Consider the following 16,015-nt stretch of genomic DNA (forward strand, 5'->3'; position numbering starts at 1 on the left):
AGCGTCTCGTGAGCAGCAGGCCATCCCGAGGCGCTGCTCGCCTCGCTGCCATACTCGACGCGCTGCCCGATGCGCTGGTGCTGGTCAACGCCAACGGCACCGTCGTCAACGCCAACACCATCGCGCTGGAGGCCTTCGAGACGCCGGGAACGGCCCTCGTCGGGCGGGGACTGCTCGATCTGCTGCCGGAGTTCGACTCCAAGCTGATCCCCGGCTCCATGCGGCGGCCCGACCACATCGACCCGCGCGGGCGGACCAAGCCGACCCGGATGACGGCGCGGCGCACCGACGGCTCGGAGTTCCCGGTCGAGGTCACGAGCGCGAATCTGGAGAACAGCCAGCAGGCCTACGACGGCCACGGCTACAGCGGCGACGAACTGCTGATGCTGGTCGTCCGCGATCTGTCCGGCACCGTCGACACCGAGGCCGAACTGGCCCGTTCGCAGCGGCAGACCGAGATGATCCTGCGGGCCGCCGCCGAGGGCGTCGTGGGCACCGACACCGACGGGCGGATCGTGCTCGTCAACCCCGCCGCCGCCCAGATACTCGGCTACCGGGCCGGTGAACTCGGCGGCCGCGAGCTGCACACCCTCGTCCTGCACTCCCGCGCCGACGGCTCCCCCTTCTCGTACGGGGAGTCCCCGCTCGCCGACACCCTGCGCTCCGGGCGCAAGCACCGGGTGCGCGGGCAGGTGCTGTGGTCCAAGTCCGGCGACAAGGTCTCGGTCGATCTGACCACCGCGCCGGTACGCGACGGCGACCAGCTCGTCGGCGCCGTGATGACCTTCACCGACCGGCGCCCCTACGACGCGCTCGCCGACGAGAAGGCCGCCGACGAGCAGCGCCACGAGGAGCGGCTCGATCAGCTCGCCGAGGACCACGCCTCCGAGCTCACCGCCCTGCGCCAGCAGCACGTCACCGAGATCGAGGAGCTCACCGAGCGGCACGCGGAGCAACTCGCCGCGAACGAGGAGCGCTACGCCGCCCTCGGCGAGCGGGAGAAGGACCGCTACGAGGCGCTGGCCGGCCGGCACGAGCAGCTGCTGACCCTGCTCGGCGGCTCCCTGCGCGGCCCCCTGGACGAGCTGCGCCGCGAGCTGGCCGCCCTCGCCGCCGACGACGCCGGGCAGCTGTGGCCCGAGGCCAACCAGGTGCTGCATCACCTGTCGGCCGGGTACGCCCGGATCACGACGCTGATCGACAACGTCCTCGGCTACCAGCGTCTCGACGCCGGCAGCGAGGAGATCATCCGGACGAACGTGATGCTGGACGCGGTCGTCGCCGCCGGTGTCGACGGCGCCGTCGAGCTGATCGGCCCCGGGCGGGTGCAGTTCGCCGTGCACGCGCCGCCCATCGAGGCCGAGGTCGACCCGCGGCGTCTGGCCACCGCGCTCGCGCACCTCGTCGCGGACGTCGCCGGCGTGGACGCGACCGGGAACTCGCCCGTCTCGGCGGGCGGTTACATGGACAACACCGTCGTGGTGGCGGCGGCGCAGCGCGGTGAGGTCGTCCGGATCGAGGTGCGCGGGCCGTACGCCGGGGGAGACCCGGTGCACGAGCCGATCGTGCGCGGGATCGTCCGGGCGCACGGCGGTGTCCTCCAGACCCACGAAGTACCGGGCATGAGCGGCAGCGCGTACGTCCTGGAGGTGCCGCTCGGCGGCGGTGCCGGCGTCGTCGCGGCCCCGGCCCCGGCGCCTGTCCAGGCCCTGGAGCCGGCCCCGGCTCCGGCGGAGCCCGCCCCCGCGGAACCCGCTGTGCCCGAGCAGCCTGCGAACGGCGGGCGGCGGAGGGCCCGGCGGTCCTCGACGGACGCGTTCCTCGAGAGCGACGGCGACGCGGAGGCGACCGGGGCACCGGCGGCTCCGACCGGTCGGCGCAGGCGGCGGGCGGCCGAGCCGTCCCAGGAGGCCGGGCAGGTTCCGGACCAGGGCGCGGACGGCTCCGGCGGTACGGGACGGCGGCGCGGACAGTCCGCCGACGACGCGGCGGGCGTGTCCGAGGGTGCCGTGGTCATGGCGGGCGAGCACGCGGCGGGAACGGCGGCCTCGGGTACGGGACTCGGCGGTACGGTGCCGCCGCAGGGCGTGCCCGCGTCCGCCGAGCGGCGGGAGACGAGGCAGCCCCAGGCACTGCCGGCGGCGCTGCCCGCAGCGGGTGCTGCCCAGCCCGAGGCAGCACAGGCAGAGGTCGCGCAGACCGAGGCGACGGGCGGCGAGAGCGCGGCGGCTGCCCAGCAGCCGAGCGGGCGCCGTCGGCGCGCCCTGGCCGCTACCACCGAGCGTGCCGCCGCACAGGAGGCGGCCCCGCGTCCGGTGTTCGCCCTGCCGCCCGCGGAGGCGGACCGGCCCGGCGGAGGCCCGGAGGCGGCGCAGGGTGCCGTTGCCGTCGTTCCCCTGGGAAGCGACGGACAGCACGACGCCGTGTCCCACGATCAGGCCGACGACCACACGCCGCCGCAGCCGCATCCCACGAGCGCGCCGACGGGACGCCGGCGGCGGGCGGTGGCCCAGCCGCAGGACGGCGCGGCAACCGGCGCGACTCCCGCGCAAGATGCGCCGGGTGTGCAGGGTGTGCAAGGGGCCGCTGGTGCAGCCGGTGCCCCCGGTGTTCCCGGTGTTCCCGGTGTTCCCGGTGCGCCTGCCGGTGCCGTTCCCGTGCCCTTGCCGGGCGCGCCCGCGCAGGGTGCGGCGGGGGGCGTCCAGGCGCTCGCGCAGGCCGTTCCGCAGGTGAGTGCGGGTCAGCCTGCCGTGCCTCAGGGCGTGCCTCAGGGGGTGCCGGTACAGCCCACCCCGCAACAGGTGGCTCCCGGTCAGCCGGTCGCTCCCCAGGGTGTGCCCGGACAGCCCGCGGCACCGCAGGGGCTCCCCGGCCAGCCCGCAGTACCGCAAGGTGTTCCTGCTCAGTCCGCCGCGCCGCAGGGGGCGCCCGGACAGCCCGTACCGCAACAGGTGACTCCCGGTCAGCCCGTCACGCCGCAAGCCCTGCCCGGCCAACCCGCCGCGCTTCAAGGCCTGCCCGGTCAGCCCGTCATGCCGCAGGGTGCGCCTGGGCAACTCGCAGCGCCGCAAGGGGTTCCTGGCCAGCCCGCAGCGCCGCAAGCCGTTCCCGCTCAGCCCGCAGCACCGCAGGGCCTGCCTGCTCAGACAGCCGAGCCGCAGGCGGTGCCGGGGCACCCCGCCCCGCAGGCGGTCCCGGGACAGCCTCCCGCCGCACAAGTGCCCCCCGGTCAGCCCGTCACGCCACAAGGCCAGCCCGGCCAACCCGCCGCGCTTCAAGGCCTGCCCGGCCAACCCGTCATGCCACAGGGCGTGCCTGGGCAGCTCGCCGCACCGCAGATGGTTCCCGGTCAGCCGGTCACGCCCCAGGGGCTGCCCGGCCACCCCGCCATGCCGCCGGCGGTGCCCGGACAGCCGGGTGCGGCGCCGCAGGTTCCCGGGCAGGCGCTGCCCGCGCCGCATCCGTCCGGGCAGGCGGTCCTGCCCGGACAGGTGCCGTCGCCGGAGCACGGGGCCGCGGGCACGGCGCCCGCTCCCGCGCTCGGCATCGCCGGTCAGCCGCTCCCCCCGCAGCCTCCCGCACTCGCGCGCGTGCAGAGCCCCGGCGCCCAGGCCCCGGCCCCGCAGCCCCCCGCCGGGCCGCTTCCCGGACAGCCCGTTCCCGCGCAGGGCGTCCCGGCTCAGCCGGTCCCCGCCGCTCAGCCGGTGCCCGGCGCGGTCGGCGGCCCCGTACCGCCGAACGCCATCGGTGCCCCCATGCCCCCGGCGCAGGCCGTTCCCCAGCAGGCAGCCCCTGCTGCTCCCGGCGTCCCGGCCGGCACCGCCCTCCCGCCCGAGCAGGCGGCGGGACAGCCGGCCGTACAGGCCCAGCCCACCGGGCAGCAGCCCGGCCCCGGCGCCGCGGTCCCGCGTGCGGCCCAGCCGTTGCCCGCCGAGGCCGCCATGCCCGTCGATCCCCACTCGACGCAGGGGCGGGCGATCAGCGTGCGCACCCTGGGACAGGGCGTGCCGTTCGTCCGGCAGGCGGCACAGGCGCAGGCACCCCAGCCGCCGTCCGCCACGCCGCCCCCGCAGACGTCCGGCGGTTCCGGCCGCCGCCGCAAGCTGGGCACCCGGCCCGACCCGGCCGCCGCCCCCCAGCAGATCCAGACGCCGCCGGCGCCGATGCAGGCACAGCGGCCGGAACAGACGGCCCGCCCGCACCCGTCGGCCGAGCAGCCCCCCGCGCAGCCCTCCCTGGGAGGACCCGTCGTGGCGCCCGGCACCGAGGGTGGCGGACGGTCGTACGCCATCGGGGCCCCGGACGAGAACGCCGCCGAGGGTCCCGAGCCGCTGGACGGTCCCGGCGGTGCGGTGGAGGTCGCGGACACCCCGCGGCCGCAGCCGATGGACGACGAACTGCCCCCGGAGCCCCTGGACAACCCGCGTCGGCTGCTGGTCTGGCCGGCCCCCGACGTCACCACCCAGCAGGCGCTGAGCGACCGCGGCTACCGGCCGGTCATCGTGAACTCCCGCGAGGAGGTGGACGCGCAGATCGCGGCCTTCCCCGCCGCCCTGTTCGTCGACCCGCTGACCGGGCCGATCACGCGCACGGCGTTGCAGTCGCTGCGGCAGGCGGCGGTCGCCGCCGAGGTCCCGGTGCTGGTCACGGCCGGACTCGGGCAGGCGACGCGCGAGGCGGCCTACGGCGCCGACCCGGCCGTACTGCTGAAGGCGCTCGCGCCGCGCGACAGCGAGCAGCACCCGCCGCGGGTGCTGCTGATCGAGGAGCACGCGGAGATCGCGCTGGCGCTGACGGCGACGCTGGAGCGGCGCGGGATGCAGGTGGCGCGGGCCGCGAGCGACAACGACGCGGTGACGCTCGCCGGGCAGTTCCGGCCGAACCTCGTCGTGATGGACCTGATGCAGGTGCACCGGCGCCGGGCCGGGATCCTGGACTGGCTGCGGGCGAACGGGCAGCTCAGCCGCACCCCGCTGGTCGTCTACACCGCCTCCGTCGACCAGGCCGACCTGCCGCGGCTGGCCTCGGGCGAGACGGTGCTGTTCCTCGCGGAGCGGTCCACCAGCGACGAGGTGCAGAGCCGGCTCGTCGATCTGCTGGCCCGCGTCGGCACCAACTGACCAACCGGCCAGGCCACATCGCGTACGACGCCGGGCGGGGAGCCTTCTCGCTCCCCGCCCGGCGTCGTACGCGTACGCGCGCGCGTGCCGTCCCCTCCGCGGTCAGAGCCGGGTGACGTCCAGCTCCCCGGCCGCGTACTGCCTGCGCAGCACCTTCTTGTCGAACTTGCCCACGCTGGTCTTCGGAACGGTCTCGATGATCGTCCAGCGTTCCGGGAGCTGCCACTTGGCGATCCCGCGCTCCTCCTGGAGGAAGGCCCGCAGTGCCTCGAAGCCCGCGGTGGCGCCTTCCCCGAGGACGACGGTCGCCAGCGGGCGCTCGCCCCACTTGTCGTCGGGTACGGCGACGACGGCGGCCTCGGCGACGTCCGGGTGGGACATCAGGGCGTTCTCCAGCTCGACGGAGGAGATCCACTCGCCGCCCGACTTGATGACGTCCTTGGCCCGGTCGGTGAGGGTGAGGAAGCCGTCGGGGCTGATGGTGCCCACGTCGCCGGTCTTCAGCCAGCCGTCCTCGCTGAACTTGTCGGCCGGGCGCAGCGGTTCGGCGCCGGGGCCGTTGTAGTAGGCGCCGGCGATCCACGGTCCGCGGACCTCCAGCTCGCCCGCGGACTCGCCGTCCCAGGGAAGGCGTTCGCCGCCGGGGCCGGTCAGGCGGGCCTCGACCCCGGTGGGGAAGCGGCCCTGGGTGAGGCGGTAGCCGAACTCCTCGTCCGTGCCGATCGCGTGGGCCGGCGGGCGGGCCACCGTGCCGAGCGGGGAGGTCTCGGTCATGCCCCAGGCGTGGCAGACGCGCATGCCCAGCCGGTCGAAGGCCTCCATGAGGGAGGGCGGGCAGGCCGAGCCGCCGATGGTGACCTGGGTGAGGGAGGAGACGTCGCGGGGGCGGGCGGTCAGTTCGGCGAGCAGTCCCTGCCAGATGGTGGGCACGGCGGCCGCGTGGGTCGGCTTCTCCCGCTCGATCATCTCGGCGAGGGGGGCCGGCTGGAGGAAGCGGTCGGGCATCAGCATGTTGACGCCGGACAGGAAGGTGGCGTGCGGCAGGCCCCAGGCGTTGACGTGGAACTGCGGGACCACCACGAGCGTGGTGTCCCGGTCGGTCAGGCCCATGGACTCGCTCATGTTGACCTGCATGGAGTGCAGGTAGACCGAACGGTGGCTGTAGACCACGCCCTTGGGGTCGCCCGTGGTGCCGGAGGTGTAGCACATGGCGGCGGCCTGGCGTTCGTCCAGCTCGGGCCAGTCGTAGGTGACCGGCTTGGCCGCGATCAGGTCCTCGTACTCGTGCACACGGGCGTGGGAGCCGTCGAGCGGGGTGCGGTCGCCGGGGCCCGAGACGATGACGTGCTCGACCGTCTTCAGGTGCGGCAGCAGCGGGCCGAGCAGCGGGATCAGGGAGCCGTTGACGATGATGACACGGTCGGCCGCGTGGTTGACGATCCAGGCCAACTGCTCTGCGGGCAGGCGCAGGTTGAGGGTGTGAAGGACCGCGCCCATGCAGGGGATCGCGAAGTACGCCTCCACGTGCTCGGCGTTGTTCCACATGAGGGTGGCGACACGGTCGTCGGCCGCGACCCCGAGGTCCTCGCGCAGGGCGTGCGCCAGCCGGGCCGCGCGCTCGCCGATCTCGGCGAAGGAGCGGCGGTGCGGCTCGCTGTCACCGGTCCAGCTGATCACCTGCGACGCCCCGTGGATCGTCGACCCGTGGGCCAGGATCCTCGAGATCAGCAGCGGTACGTCCTGCATGGTGCTCAGCACGGCGTCCTCCCGGGGCAGCGTCGCTACGCGGTGGTAAGGGATGCGCCGATTCTGCTCACATACCGCGCGGTATGTCACTAGCCAGGGACGATCGATCACACAACGTTCCCACGAGGGTCAGCGCACGCGCACCAGCTCCGGGTCCTCCCGCAGCTTGCCGAGCGCCCGTGACACCGCCGACTTCACCGTCCCCACGGACACTCCGAGCACCTCGGCCGTCTGGTTCTCGGAGAGGTCCTCGTAATATCTGAGGACGACCATCGCCCGCTGCCGGGTGGGCAGCTTCATGATCGCCCGCCACATGGCGTCGCGCAGCGCCTGCTGCTCCGCCGGATCGGCCGCGCCGGGCGCCGGCTCCGGCTCCGGCAGCTCGTCGCAGGCGAACTCGTCGACCTTCCGCTTGCGCCACTGCGAGGTACGGGTGTTCAGCAGAGCGCGGCGCACATAGCCGTCGAGCGCCCGGTGGTCCTCGATCCGCTCCCACGCCACGTACGTCTTGGTGAGCGCGGTCTGCAGCAGGTCCTCCGCGTCGCTCGGGTTCGCGGTCAGCGACCGCGCGGCGCGCAGCAGCACCGGCTGCCGGTCCCGCACGTACGACGCGAAGGACGGGTACGCCGCAGTCCCGGTCGCCAGAACGGCGGCTTTCGACACGCTGGTGCAGACGGGTGTGGTCATGGCTCCACGCTAGGAGCGGCACCCGCTCCCGCGGATCGCCCGCAGGTCCCGCAGCCGGGTCCGCCTCAGGTTGTAGGGGTGGGTCCGGCCGCACCTCCTGTAGGTGGAGGAACGGGGCGCGTGTACTGCGGGTTCACCCCTGGGGGACGTCCCGGCCGGCGTTCCGGGCGAGCAGGTCACTGCGCCGCGGCCGCACGGAACACGACTGCGCGGCGGTACCGAAGTACCGCCGCGCAGAGGTGTGTTACGTCCCCACGAGCACACCCACCAGGGAGTTCAGGGCCGGCAGGTCCCCAGATCGCGCGCCGGCCCGCCCCGGCTCACCAGAGCCGGGTGAAGTGGACGACGACGTTCCTGTTGCCCTGCTGGATGGCCGTGAACGCGGAGCGGCTGACCTGTGCGGTGTTGCTCTGGTTCGTGGCGCCCGAGCCGACCGCCTGCTGCTGCGTCGTGGACGAGTTGCCGCTGTTGTCACGGCCGACCCCGCTGCCGACGACGCCGGCGACGCCCGCGTTCGATCCGTCGCCCGCGACGGCTCCCGTGTCCGCGGCGGCGACGCCGGTGAAGAGCGCCGCGGCGAGGGGGATGGCCGCGGCTGCGGCGAGAACACGGGCGGTACGGATGCTTGCCATGTTGCTCCTCCAGTACGAGGTACGCGCCGGCTGCCTTGCCGGGAGTACATGAAGTACGGCTTTCGCCTGGACAGTTGGCCGACCGTCCGGGCCTTCTCACGACGTCGCGAGATCAGAGTTGCCCACCGGAACCCGGCGAACCACCCCGGAGCGCCTGATTCGCACGCAAGCGTGAGGACAAGTCGATAAACCCCTTTCGCTGCCTTTTCTGTCGCCCCGCACCGCGGCGGGGACGGTGCGGACCGCTGCTCCCCAAGCGCCGCAAGGGCCGGGGCGCCTCTCGGGAAGCAGCCCGAAATCCCGGCCTTCCGGCGCGCCGCGCCCACCCCTCTTCCCTTTCTCGAACGTACGTACGAACATAGAAGCATGGCCACCATCGACCGGCAGGCCACGACGCTGGCCCTCGCGCACGCCCTGTCAGCCGCCGAACGCGGGCTGGCCGTCATCCCCCTGTCCCGGACGAAACTCCCGGCCCTGCGCTCCCCGCACCGCGACGGCCCCGGCCCGGCGGGCCCGCCCGGTCCGCCATGTCCGCCCTGCCACGGCGAGTGCGGACGCTTCGGTCACGGGGTGTACGACGCCTCCAGCGACCCGGCCCGCATCCGGCAACTGTTCGCCGCCGCACCGTGGGCCACCGGCTACGGCATCGCCTGCGGACTGCCCCCGCACCATCTGATCGGCGTCGACCTGGACACCAAGAGCGGCACGGACGCCGCGACGGCCCTGCGCGAGCTCGCCCTGCGCCATCTGTTCACCATCCCCGCCACGGTGGTCGTGCTGACCCCCAGCGGCGGCCGCCACCTGTGGTTGAGCGGGCCGCCCGACGTCGTCGTCCCCAACTCGGCCGGCCGCCTGGCCCCCGGCATCGACATCCGCGGCGCCGGTGGCTACCTGGTCGGCCCCGGCTCCCGCACCGGACACGGCGTCTACGCGACCGCCCCCGGCACCGCGCGCCTCGCCCCGGCCCCCTGCCCGCGCGCCCTACTGCGCCTGCTGCTGCCCCCGCCCCGGACCTCCCGCCACCTCGCACCGCCCTCGGCGGGCCGGCACGGCCAGGGCCTGGTGCGGTTCGTCCTGGACGCTCATGAGGGCCAGCGCAACACCCGCCTGTTCTGGGCCGCCTGCCGCGCCTACGAGCACGGCATCGGCCCCTCCCTCGTCGACGCCCTGATCGACGCGGCCCGCCACACCGGCCTGACCGAACGCGAGGCCCGCGCGACCACAGCCTCCGCAGCCCGCCTGACGGGCCACCGGACCTGAGCCCTCGGCGAGAACCGCCCCGAGCGGGCGCCGAATCATCGGCCGGGCCTGCTCGGCTGCCGGTCGCACGGCGGCGCTCCCGGAACCACACTGGTCAGTGGGGCGCCCCCGTTGGAGACGCCCGCCCACGACGGAAGGACGGATCCATGCCCACGGACACGCCTCCCGGTCCGCTGCGGTTCCTGGTCTTCGGCGCGGCACTGCGGACCGGTTCTGCCAACGCACGCCTCGCCTCCCTCGTGGCCCGGCTCATCTCCGACACCGGTGCCACCGTCGACTTCGCCACCATGCGCGACTTCGACATGCCCTTGTACGACGGCGACATGGAGGCGACCGAAGGACTGCCCCAGGGCGCCCTGGCCCTGCGCGACCGACTCGAGCAGAGCGACGCCTTCGTCATCTCCTCGCCGGAGTACAACGCCTCCGTGCCGGGAGTTCTGAAGAACGCGATCGACTGGGTCTCCCGTGTCCGGCCGCAGCCGTTCAAGAACAAGCACGCGATGCTCGTCTCCGCCTCACCGTCCCTGATCGGCGGCAACCGCGGGCTGTGGGCTCTGCGGGTTCCCCTGGAGCACCTGGGCACCCGCGTCTACCCGGACATGTTCAGCCTGGCCGACAGCTACCAGTCCTTCGCCGAGGACGGAACACTGGCCGACACAGGGCTGCAGCAACGCCTCACCGAGACCGTGTCGGGCTTCCTGAGCCTCGTCGAAGCGGACGTCCGCTACGTCTGCCTGGAACGCCGGTGGTACGAGTTCCTGGGAGACCGCACCGAGGCGGCCATCACCCAACGCGCCGAGTCGTGATGCCACGGAACCGGCGAGCCAGGGTAAGACAAGGTCACGCGGAAGGGGTGCCGCTCCGGAGAGTGGCACCCCTTCTGACCTGCAAGCTTCTGACCTGCTACGCGGTGGGTGTGGGATTTGAACCCACGGTGACTCGCGCCACGACGGTTTTCAAGACCGTTCCCTTAGGCCGCTCGGGCAACCCACCCCGCGCCGCTCGCGTGTGGCGGCGCGGGGACAAGACTAACGGGTTGGCGGGCGCGCGTGGGATCAGCTGTCGCCGATGCGGGAGCCGAGGGTCAGCTGCGCCGTGTGCTCCTTGCCGCCGCGCTTGTAGGTGACGGTGACCTTGTCGCCGGGCTTGTGGGTCCAGATCTCGCCGATGAGGGTCGGGCCGGAGTCGATCACCCGGTTGTCGAGCTTGGTGATGACGTCGCCGGGCTTGAGGCCGGCCTCGGCGGCGGGGCCGCCCGACTCGACCGGGGCGGATCCGCTGACGCCCTGGTCGGTGATCTTGGCGCCGCTGGACGTGTCCTCCAGGGACACCGACGCGCCGATCTTGGCGTAGACGGGCTTGCCGGTCTTGATCAGCTGCTGGGCGACGTACTTGGCCTGGTTGATCGGGATGGCGAAGCCCAGGCCGATCGAGCCGGACTGGCCGGAGCTGCCGAGGCCGCCGCCGCTCGCGGACTGGATGGCGGAGTTGATGCCGATGACCGCGCCGCGCGCGTCGAGAAGCGGGCCGCCGGAGTTGCCCGGGTTGATGGAGGCGTCCGTCTGCAGGGCGCTCATGTAGGAGGCCTTGCTGTCGGAACCGCCGTCGCTGGAGGCGACGGGACGGTTCTTCGCACTGATGATGCCGGTCGTCACCGTGTTCGACAGACCGAAGGGCGCTCCGATGGCGATCGTCTCGTCGCCGACGGCCACCTTGTCGGAGTCGCCGAGGGCGAGCGGCTTGAGGTCCGAGGGGGCGTTCTTGAGCCGGATGACCGCGACGTCGTAGCCCTGGGCGTGGCCGACGACCTCGGCGTCGTACTTCCTGCCGTCGGGGAAGGTGGCGCTGAGCTTGCCACCGTCGACGGCGTCGGCCACCACGTGGTTGTTGGTGACGATGTGGCCCTGGGTGTCGAAGACGAAGCCGGTACCGGTACCACCCCGGCCGCCGCTCCCCTCGGCCTCGATGGTGACCGTGCTCGGCAGGGCCTTGGCGGCCACACCCGCGATCGAGTTCGGGTCGCGCTTGATCTGCGAGGCGCCGGTGTCGGAGGCGGAGACCGTGGTAGAGCCGCTGTCGTCGTTCCTGGCCAGGGTGTAGCCGAGGCCTCCGCCCAGGCCGCCGGCGACCAGGGCGGCCACCAGGACCGCGGCGATCAGGCCGCCGCGCCGGCCGCCGGGCTTGGGCGCGGGCTGGTGCTGCTGGTACGCGGCGCCCCAGCCGGAGCCTCCCGCGCCGCCGTCCATGTAGGCGGGCGTGGCGGGCGACGGGGGCGGCCAGGAGCCGTCGACGGGCGCGCCGGGGTCCTGCGGTGCGGGCGCGCCGTGGGCTCCCGGGACGTACGGGGGCACGTCCGGGGGCGGGGGTGCGGCAGGGCCGCCCTGGGGGGCGGCCGGGTGCGGGGAAGCAGCGGGAGTCTCCACCGGCACGGGAGGTGCGGACGGCGCCGGCGGTACCGTGTTGCCCTCGTTCTCGGTGCTCACAGCTCTTCTCCTTGGTCCACGGCTGTTGTTGTCGGTCGCACTCGGTCACGCTCGGCATGCCCGCCGGCGACCCGGCGCGCACCAGCTGTGCATGTGCTGCAGATGTACGTAGTCAGCTTTTCCCACGGGCCGTCAGAGCACCATAAGCCGATGCTGTGGGTCCCGGTGCATTCTTTATATAGGTCATCTCGCATGAAAAGGACACATTATCGACGGCTCTCCGCCGTCCCGCCCATTCCGCCGCGGTGGCACCATGGCGCGGTGACCCACGTACGGCAGCACCACATCCAGGTCGTCGCCCACCGCGGAGCCTCCGAGGCTGCCCCGGAGCACACGCTGGCCGCCTACCGGAAGGCCATCGAGGACGGCGCTGACGCCCTCGAGTGCGATGTGCGCCTGACCGCGGACGGCCATCTCGTCTGCGTGCACGACCGCCGCGTCAACCGTACGTCCAACGGCCGGGGAGCGGTGTCGGCGCTGGAGCTCGCCGACCTCGCCGCGCTGGACTTCGGATCGTGGCGCACGCGCGCGTCCTGGCGCGGCCGGGCCGAGGAGCCGGACTGGGAGGTGCGGCCCGAGGACCCGGAGGACACCTCCGTCCTCACCCTGGAGAGGCTGCTCGAACTCGTCGCCGACGCCGGGCGCCAGGTGGAGCTGGCCATCGAGACCAAGCACCCCACGCGGTGGGCGGGGCAGGTCGAGGAACGGCTGCTGGCGCTCCTGAAGCGGTTCGGACTGGACGCCCCCGCCTCGCCCGCGAAGTCGCCGGTGCGTGTGATGAGTTTCTCGGCACGTTCGCTGCACCGGGTGCGGGCGGCCTCGCCGACACTGCCGACGGTCTACCTGGTGCAGTTCGTCACACCGCGGCTGCGGGACGGGCGGCTGCCGGCGGGAGTCGGGATCGCGGGCCCCTCGATCCGCATCCTGCGCAACCAGCCGGCGTACGTGGAGCGGCTCAAGCAGGCGGGACACCAGGTGCACGTGTGGACCGTGAACGAGCCCGAGGACGTCGACCTCTGCGTGGACCTCGGGGTGGACGCCATCATCACCAACCGCCCGCGCGCGGTCCTGCACCGGCTCGGCCGCTGACCGCCGCCGGTCCAGCCGCGTGACCTGCCGTCGGTCCAGCCGCGATGACAGGGAGTGCTCCGGCGCGTTCGGTGCGTGACCGACCGTTCCAAATGCGTCGCCGGACGCGATTCGGCCGGTTTCCGGTACAGGCCGGTGGGGCATCCACTCCGTGGCGTGGGGCGAAGGAGGTCTCGGGGGTGGCGTTGGTGGTGGCACAGGAGGTGCCCACGTCGTCGAGCATGGCCGTACCCCATGGCCCTGCGGGCGTGGGGGGAGCAAGGCGCCGGATGCGTGATCAACTGCGCGGCGGCGGCGTGGCGGAATCGGTCGTCGACGACGCCGTACTGATCCTTTCCGAACTCTTGAGCAATGCCTGCAAGCACGGCCGGCCGCTGCGCGGTGCCCTGGCCGGAGACGGCGACGTCCGGGCCGCGTGGCGGGTGGACGCGAGCGGCAGGCTGATCATCGAGGTGACCGACGGCGGCGGCCCGACCCGCCCGTCCCCGGCCACCCCCTCGGTCACCGCTCACGGCGGCCGCGGGCTGAACATCATCAGCGCGCTCTGCGACGACTGGGGCGTACGGGACAGCGTCGGCGGCGAGGTCACGGTGTGGGTGGTCGTCCACTCGGACGTGCACGACCCGGACGCCGGTCACCGTCGCGACGACTTCGCCTCCCGGATCACCGCGCCGCCGGTGGCGGCGGTGCCCGACCTGGGCTTCACGGACGCCTTCGGCGACCTGGACTGACCCACGCACGCGTACGCCGCGCCCGGGCATCGCCCGGGCCGGACCGCGGGCGCGTCCGTGCGCGCTGAGCCGACGGCTTCCGTGCACCGCTCTCCGGGCCCGTTCCGGGCGCGGGCGGGCGCGCGCGAGGCCTGCGAGCGGGAGACCCCGGGTCCGTCGAGGTACTGCGTCCCGGACACGGACGCGGGGTCGACCGGTTGTCCACATTTCCCGCCGCGTCCACAGGGTCCCGTCGTTGACGGCGTGAACGGCTAGGCTCGCGCCCGTACGAGACGAGCCGTAACCGGGAGACACCCAGATGGCCAAGAAGCGACCCCAGACGAAGGCCAAGCGCCCGCAGCTCACGGATGGAGAGGTCCCGGTCGTCGGTGCGCGCGAACCCTGCCCGTGCGGCAGTGGCCGACGGTACAAGGCCTGCCACGGCCGGGCCGCCGCGCACGCGGTGACCGAGCTGGTGCAGCGGCCCTTCGAGGGACTGCCCGGCGAGTGCGACTGGGTGGCGCTGCGCGAGCTGGTCCCCGCCGCCACGGCCGGGCTGGCCCTGCGCGACGGCCTGCCCGACGGCGTCCCGGCCGTCACACTCGCCACGGTCCTGCCGATGGCCTGGCCCGCGATGCGCCGCGACGACGGCTCGGTGCTGCTCGGCCTGCAGAACGACACGTCGTCCGGCGACATCAGCCGCGACCTCGCCGACACCCTGCTGCGCGCCCTGGAGGCCAAGCCGGGCACCCCGGTGCAGGGCCGCCGCGCCCCGGCCGACGGCCCGCGGCTCCAGGATCTGCTCGACCTGAAGGCCTCCTTCGAACCGGTGGTGCACGAGGGCTTCGAGTTCTGGGTGCCGGACGCGGAGAACGCGACGCCGGAGGTCACCGCCTCCCTGGAGCGGGCCAACGCGGCGGCCATTCCGACCGTGCGTCTGGAGAGCGTCGAGGCGGCGTACTGGTGCCTGACGCCGGAGAAGAACCACCTGCGCTGGGTCATGCCGCACCCGGAGGAGCAGCTTCTGGACGCCCTCGCGCGACTGCACGCGGCGGGCCGTTCGAACCTCGGTGAGGGCACCCGTCTCGTGGGCTCCTTCCGGGCGCACGGCCTGACCGTGCCCGTGTGGGACCTGCCGAGCGAGATGGGCGCCCAGGACGTGGAGAAGCCGGCCGCCGAGTTCGCCGAGCACCTGGCCGCGGCGCTGGCCAGCGAGGCGCCGCTGACCGGGGACGAGCGCCGGGCCCGCGGCGGTCTGACCAACCGGCAGGTCACGCTGAGCTGAGCGACGACCGGGCGGCCGGACCTTCGACCGGCCGCCCGGTCAGCCGCCCGGCCAGTCGCTGAGTCAGCCCTCCGGCCGGTCGCCGAGGCGGCCGTCCAGCCGGTCGCCCGGTCACCGTCCGGTCGCTCACCCGGCTCGGGCAGAGCAAGTGACGCCCGTCACAACCGACGGGCGGCGCAGTCGAGTCGGTGACCTAAAAGGCCATGCACCCGGTGACTGGAAAGCCGGGATCGAATTTGCGAACTGCCGATCTCTTGTTACCGTTCCAGTAGCCCGGTTGCTGGTGCATCCCCCGTCGCCAGCAACCGGGCGCTTGCGTGTCCGCAGCCGTTCACCGAGCGCAGCGGCACGTCAACGGCCCGTCGCCATCGACGAGTTGCTCCCCGATCGCAGCAGCAGCGCGGCCCGCCCGCCGCGCTCGGCGAACTCCGCGACGGCGCTGTACGCCGCCACGGTCCCCCGGCTGTGCTCCCGCGGCGTCTCACAGGTATCCGGCTCCTCGCCCCCGGCCGGCGCGCAATGCGTCCGTACGGTGCGATCGCCCGGCCCCATGAGGGTCAGGCCGGCCTCCAGGGGCCGCCCGGTCGCGTTGCGGTAGTAGGTACGCGCCCAGGTGTCCCCGCCCTGGGTGAGCACACACGTCTGCGCCTCGACACCGCCGGGCGCGGTGACCTCGGGGCCGCAGCGCGCGACGGTGGCGAGCCCCAGGCCGAGCACCCGCGTGGAAGGGGCCTGCGCGGCGGAGGGCGTCCTGCCGTCGCCGCCCGGCAGGGCGCGCACCGCCGACCGGGCGTCCCCGCCGCTTCGGTGGCCGGCCTGGCCGGCGGACGCCCCGGCCGGCGGCAGTACGACGGCGCAGCCGACGACGCCCAGGAGAGCGAGCAGACGGAGGCGCCGGAGCGCGGGGCCGCCGCCCGGCACTCTTCCGGGTCCGGCGGAGGGACGCAGCATGAGGGGGACGATAACGACCCGGGGCGGGCAGTTCGCCCGCCGCGGCCGTGAC

General features: G+C 73.8%; 11 protein-coding genes and 1 tRNA gene. 6 read left to right on the forward strand and 6 right to left on the reverse strand.

Features of this window, described 5'->3' with window-relative positions:
• Nucleotides 1-8 precede the first annotated feature (8 nt).
• Nucleotides 9-5,120, forward strand: a complete 5,112-nt coding sequence (locus CG719_RS22380) for a hybrid sensor histidine kinase/response regulator (RefSeq protein ID WP_100570453.1) — start codon at nt 9-11, stop codon at nt 5,118-5,120.
• A 102-nt stretch (nt 5,121-5,222) separates the two neighbouring features.
• On the opposite strand, the gene CG719_RS22385 is transcribed toward CG719_RS22380, so the two are convergent.
• The 3 genes from CG719_RS22385 to CG719_RS22395 all read right to left on the reverse strand — a co-directional run bounded on the left by CG719_RS22385 (nt 5,223) and on the right by CG719_RS22395 (nt 8,185).
• Nucleotides 5,223-6,878 carry a long-chain fatty acid--CoA ligase gene (locus CG719_RS22385; RefSeq protein ID WP_199836734.1) on the reverse strand — a complete coding sequence of 552 codons (1,656 nt, stop codon included), beginning with the start codon at nt 6,876-6,878 and terminating at the stop codon, nt 5,223-5,225.
• 117 nt (nt 6,879-6,995) lie between these two features.
• Nucleotides 6,996-7,553: a SigE family RNA polymerase sigma factor gene (locus CG719_RS22390; RefSeq protein WP_100570454.1), complete on the reverse strand. Its 558-nt coding sequence runs from the start codon at nt 7,551-7,553 to the stop codon at nt 6,996-6,998.
• Nucleotides 7,554-7,873: 320 nt separating this feature from the next.
• A complete protein-coding gene (locus CG719_RS22395; protein ID WP_100570455.1) occupies nt 7,874-8,185 on the reverse strand; it encodes a hypothetical protein in 312 nt (103 codons plus the stop codon).
• Between the two features lie 366 nt (nt 8,186-8,551).
• On the opposite strand from CG719_RS22395, the gene CG719_RS22400 reads away from it, so the two are divergent.
• Nucleotides 8,552-9,445, forward strand: a complete 894-nt coding sequence (locus CG719_RS22400) for a bifunctional DNA primase/polymerase (protein WP_100570456.1) — start codon at nt 8,552-8,554, stop codon at nt 9,443-9,445.
• Nucleotides 9,446-9,591: 146 nt separating this feature from the next.
• Complete coding sequence (locus CG719_RS22405) at nt 9,592-10,251, forward strand: NADPH-dependent FMN reductase (RefSeq protein WP_100570457.1); 660 nt, start codon at nt 9,592-9,594, stop codon at nt 10,249-10,251.
• Nucleotides 10,252-10,353: 102 nt separating this feature from the next.
• Here CG719_RS22405 and CG719_RS22410 read toward each other — a convergent pair.
• Together CG719_RS22410 and CG719_RS22415 are read right to left on the reverse strand one after the other, a co-directional pair.
• Nucleotides 10,354-10,438: transfer RNA gene (locus CG719_RS22410), tRNA-Ser, on the reverse strand.
• A gap of 62 nt (nt 10,439-10,500) precedes the next feature.
• Nucleotides 10,501-11,928, reverse strand: a complete 1,428-nt coding sequence (locus CG719_RS22415; RefSeq protein WP_100570458.1) for a S1C family serine protease — start codon at nt 11,926-11,928, stop codon at nt 10,501-10,503.
• Between the two features lie 261 nt (nt 11,929-12,189).
• Between CG719_RS22415 and CG719_RS22420 the strand changes: the two genes are divergently transcribed.
• From CG719_RS22420 to CG719_RS22430, 3 genes are all read left to right on the forward strand, one after another.
• The gene (locus CG719_RS22420) at nt 12,190-13,017 is read left to right on the forward strand and encodes a glycerophosphodiester phosphodiesterase (protein WP_100570459.1); all 828 of its coding nucleotides are present in this window, start codon (nt 12,190-12,192) and stop codon (nt 13,015-13,017) included.
• A 92-nt stretch (nt 13,018-13,109) separates the two neighbouring features.
• On the forward strand, nt 13,110-13,748 hold the full coding sequence (locus tag CG719_RS22425) for an ATP-binding protein (RefSeq protein WP_100570460.1): 639 nt from the start codon (nt 13,110-13,112) through the stop codon (nt 13,746-13,748).
• 298 nt (nt 13,749-14,046) lie between these two features.
• A complete protein-coding gene (locus CG719_RS22430) occupies nt 14,047-15,012 on the forward strand; it encodes a DUF5926 family protein (RefSeq protein ID WP_100570461.1) in 966 nt (321 codons plus the stop codon).
• A 351-nt stretch (nt 15,013-15,363) separates the two neighbouring features.
• On the opposite strand, the gene CG719_RS22435 is transcribed toward CG719_RS22430, so the two are convergent.
• Nucleotides 15,364-15,963 (reverse strand): hypothetical protein, encoded by a 600-nt coding sequence (locus tag CG719_RS22435; protein WP_100570462.1) that lies wholly within the window; start codon nt 15,961-15,963, stop codon nt 15,364-15,366.
• Nucleotides 15,964-16,015: the final 52 nt, after the last annotated feature.

This window comes from Streptomyces sp. CB01373, assembly GCF_002803075.1.
In the GTDB taxonomy this organism is placed as follows: Bacteria; Actinomycetota; Actinomycetes; order Streptomycetales; family Streptomycetaceae; genus Streptomyces.